Annotated in this window: 4 protein-coding genes; 2 read left to right on the top strand and 2 right to left on the bottom strand. The window is 45.6% G+C overall.

From position 1 onward, the window contains the following. Positions 1-115: 115 nt before the first annotated feature. Complete coding sequence (locus ACE1AQ_RS14090) at positions 116-580, bottom strand: MEKHLA domain-containing protein (protein WP_008200198.1); 465 nt, start codon at positions 578-580, stop codon at positions 116-118. 22 nt (positions 581-602) lie between these two features. Then, entirely contained in the window at positions 603-1,784 is a 1,182-nt protein-coding gene (locus tag ACE1AQ_RS14085; RefSeq protein ID WP_374808617.1) for a M20 family metallopeptidase, read from the bottom strand. 227 nt (positions 1,785-2,011) lie between these two features. On the opposite strand from ACE1AQ_RS14085, the gene queF reads away from it, so the two are divergent. Both queF and ACE1AQ_RS14075 read left to right on the top strand, forming a co-directional pair. Then, positions 2,012-2,407, top strand: a complete 396-nt coding sequence (gene queF, locus ACE1AQ_RS14080) for a preQ(1) synthase (protein WP_002740916.1) — start codon at positions 2,012-2,014, stop codon at positions 2,405-2,407. A 417-nt stretch (positions 2,408-2,824) separates the two neighbouring features. Further along, positions 2,825-3,175, top strand: a complete 351-nt coding sequence (locus tag ACE1AQ_RS14075) for a hypothetical protein (protein WP_008200188.1) — start codon at positions 2,825-2,827, stop codon at positions 3,173-3,175. Positions 3,176-3,202 lie beyond the last annotated feature (27 nt).

Below are 3,202 nucleotides of genomic sequence, written 5' to 3'. Positions count from 1 at the left end.
GAATTATGAATTATGAATTATAAATTATGAATTATGAATTGGGAAGTGGGGAGAGGGAATTATGAATTATGGATTAGGGAGAAGGGAGCGGGGAGAAGGGAGCGGGGTGCTTAAATCAGAGAAAAATCCAATCGGCAAAAGTGGCAGCCTGTCCGCAATAAATGCCATCACGATCGATGATATTCCAAACGATCGCTTTTTCAATGCGAAATAGTTGACCATTTTTCGTGATCCTTACCCCGTGATAATCGTTGATATAGCCCTGTTTTTTGACTAAATCCAGCATTTTTTGGCGTTCTTGGGCGGGTTCCTCCCCCTGTACCGTTGCTCGCGAAGGAGTTGTTAATAATTCTGGCCAAGTTAAACCCCAGAGATCGAGGGCACCGCGATTACCATAATTGAAGATCGGATTAGTTTGTGTACCGTGGGAAACCAGAACAAAAGGGGCATAAAAGAGCATTTTACTCTGTTCTTTGCCAGTACCGATCCGGGGCAAAAGCGATCGCCCGATTAACTGTTCATAACTATCCAGCAGCAATTCTGTCCAAGCTATAATAGCTAAATCTTCCCAAATTTCCATAAAATTATCTTGAAAAACCGGTTTAACCTTCCCTTTGCCAATATTTATAGGCCGCGTAGGCCAAAGTAATCACTCCCGTCAGAATTGCCGACTCATCCACTAAAAATTCCGGATGGTGAAGGGGGGGATTGAGGAGGTGAGGAGAACCCACTCCCAGACGGAACATTGTCCCCGGGGCCTGTTGCAAATAAAGGGAAAAATCCTCGGCCCCCATGGAGGGTTCCGAGAGAATTAAAACCCGATCCTGTCCCCAAGCTTCTAAACCAGCTTCTTCCACCAAACGGGTTAAAAATTGGTCATTTTGTACCGATGGCACGCCCCGACGATATTTTACTTGACATTTAGCGTTATATGTGCTACAGACATTTGTGACCAAACTTTCGATCCATTCTGGGAGATGGGCGTGGGTTTCTGGGTGCAGCGATCGCACGGTTCCCGCCATGCGTACCTGATCGGCGATGACGTTGGGGGCGCGACCACCGCTAATCTGGCCGATGGTGAGGACAATGGGACGCAAGGGGTTTTGAGTCCGACTAATTGCCTGTTGCAAAGTGGTGATTACTTGGGAAGCGATCCAGATAGCATCAATGGCCTCGTGGGGCCGGGCCCCGTGGCCGGATTCCCCTTGAATAAAGATCTCCAGATCGTCGGCAGCCGCGGTTAAGGCCCCGTAACGAACCCCGATCGATCGGGCCGGAATCGAGGGGAAAACGTGCAGCCCGAAAACGGCACTGACATCCCGCATCACCCCCTCCCGAATCATCCAACTGGCCCCTTGAGCGATTTCCTCTGCCGGTTGAAAGAGAAAGCGTATTTTTCCCCCCAAAGGTTCCGAGAGACGGGAAAGCACCATCGCCACCCCTAAACCGACGGTAGCATGAACATCGTGACCGCAGGCGTGCATAATCCCCGGTTTACGGGAAGCAAAGTCTAAATCGGTTCTTTCTTGGATCGGTAGGGCATCCATATCGGCCCGGATGGCTAAAATCCTTCGATCACTGCCTTTTCCGGCCAATTCTCCCTTAACTCCCGTTTTTCCCACTGCCTCCTGCACCGATAGACCACAGGAAGACAAAACCCCAGCAATATAGGCGGCAGTTTGATATTCTTGCCCGCTTAACTCTGGATTCGCGTGAATGTGGCGGCGAATCTCCACTAATCGGGGTGCGAGACTCTCGGCTATGTTTTTAATCTCGGAGAGCATGAAACCAGTTTTACAGTATCTTTAGAGTTAATCATAGAGCATTTTTTACCTGAAAATTCGACTTGGCTGATTTTAAGTCTGCATTGTCTTCTCGGCATTCTTTCAACCCTGGACTAAGCTAATTTGTCAATAGGATGCAGGAGTTACTATTCATCTGTTGATTCGGTAACGCCTCTTGAGAGAATATTCGAGCTATGATAGGAAACATTGTCTAGTTAGGAAAAAACATGGTTCAGTCTTCCGAAAAAATTGAGGTTAAGTACGGGGAAAGAGAAATTGCCGAAGGAACATTAATTACTTTCCCCAATCCACGTCCTGGCAGAAATTACGATATTCAGATCACTCTGCCGGAATATACCTGTAAGTGTCCCTTTTCCGGTTATCCTGATTTTGCCACCATTTATCTTAGCTACGTTCCCGATCAAAAGGTGATGGAATTAAAGGCGATTAAACTTTATATTAATAGTTATCGCGATCGTTATATTTCCCACGAAGAAGCAATTAACCAAATTTTAGATGATTTGGTGGCCGCTTGCGAACCCTTGCAGATGAAAGTTAAGGGGGATTTTCATCCCAGAGGTAACGTACATACCGTGGTGGAGGTGATGTATAAAAAAGAATAGCATAATTGTCTAGTTTGGGGATGGGGTTGCCTCCATCCCTTGCTGTTCTAGTTTTTGTTGTTCAAGTTTTTTGCTGTTCGAAGGTCTGTAGCCAGTCAACAGGAGAAGATGCTCAAGCAGGTTATATCGCTATCTTGTCCTTTGTCTGATAGGTTTTATACTAAATCCGTTGAGTATAGGCTTACATATCAGGACAGGCACTCATGCAAGAGGCAAGAGGCAAAAGGGAGAATAAATAATCAGTTTTTAATAACCGGGTTTAGTATTACTCATCGAATCTATCCTCTCCTTTCTGTTGTTCGTGTCTCTATGGTTTATCCTTAACCCTTGGCACAACCCGAAAGAATTGTAAAAGTTAGGGTCATTAAAAAAAGCTGGGATTATCATTAAAGTAGTCCGAAGCCTGATCCTGATTTTATGTCCCAGAAAAATGAAATTCTTCCGCTGCTGTTGACGGTTATGGTGACATCGGCACTTTTAGGAGGAATTGCTTGGTGGTTGCTCAACAAAACCTTTCCCAATCTCAATGATCGATCTAATTCTTCCTCCTCGAATAGTCAAATTTCTGAAACTTTAGGTGCAGTTAAAAATGTCCCGGAAGGATTATTTAACTACGGGGGAAGTACCACTTGGGCCCCGATTCGCAAGGAAGTGGGCTCTTCTAGGTTCTGTGTGATAAGTTTAATTGACATAGGATCGATCGATCTTTGTGTCCTTTGTGTCTTTGTGGTTCGTTCCACCCCCTCGCTCTTGAGAAATGTATCTTAGAATACATTTTACCCACCAAAGCTGGGA

The sequence above is a fragment of the Microcystis sp. BLCC-F209 genome (assembly GCF_041928595.1).
Taxonomy (GTDB): Bacteria; Cyanobacteriota; Cyanobacteriia; order Cyanobacteriales; family Microcystaceae; genus Microcystis.
This window is presented reverse-complemented; position numbering and strand designations above follow the sequence as displayed.

Excerpts from the sequence above, each read along its gene's own strand:
- ACE1AQ_RS14090 (WP_008200198.1), bottom strand. The coding sequence starts at position 580 with ATGGAAATTTGGGAAGATTTAGCTATTATAGCTTGGACAGAATTGCTG.
- ACE1AQ_RS14085 (WP_374808617.1), bottom strand. The coding sequence starts at position 1,784 with ATGCTCTCCGAGATTAAAAACATAGCCGAGAGTCTCGCACCCCGATTA.
- queF (WP_002740916.1), top strand. The coding sequence starts at position 2,012 with ATGGTTCAGTCTTCCGAAAAAATTGAGGTTAAGTACGGGGAAAGAGAA.
- ACE1AQ_RS14075 (WP_008200188.1), top strand. The coding sequence starts at position 2,825 with ATGTCCCAGAAAAATGAAATTCTTCCGCTGCTGTTGACGGTTATGGTG.